We start from the raw sequence: 274 nt of genomic DNA on the forward strand, positions 1-274 counted from the left end.
TCACGCCAACAGTGGTTTAGTTGCTGCATTAGTATTAACTCTATGGACATATCTTAGTGGTGGTTTGCATTTGGATGGCCTAGCCGACAGCGCTGATGAATGGGTTGGGGGCTGAGGTCAGCGCGATAAAACATTGGCCATTATGAAAGATCCGCAAAGCGGTCCTATGGGCGTTGTTGCAATCGTCTTGGTGTTGTAAATTAAATGGGCCGCACTGGAGGCGTTATTTCAGGCATTATTGCAGCCAATGCTAAACGGTACGTCTTGGTGGCCG

At 48.5% G+C, this 274-nt stretch carries 1 pseudogene; it reads left to right on the plus strand.

Features of this window, described 5'->3' with window-relative positions:
- Positions 1–199: pseudogene (locus tag QWY29_RS21195) on the plus strand (adenosylcobinamide-GDP ribazoletransferase); the annotation flags it as partial.
- Between the last annotated feature and the right edge of the window lie 75 nt (positions 200–274).

This window comes from Nocardioides abyssi (assembly GCF_030412915.1).
Taxonomy (GTDB): Bacteria; Actinomycetota; Actinomycetes; order Propionibacteriales; family Nocardioidaceae; genus Nocardioides; species Nocardioides abyssi.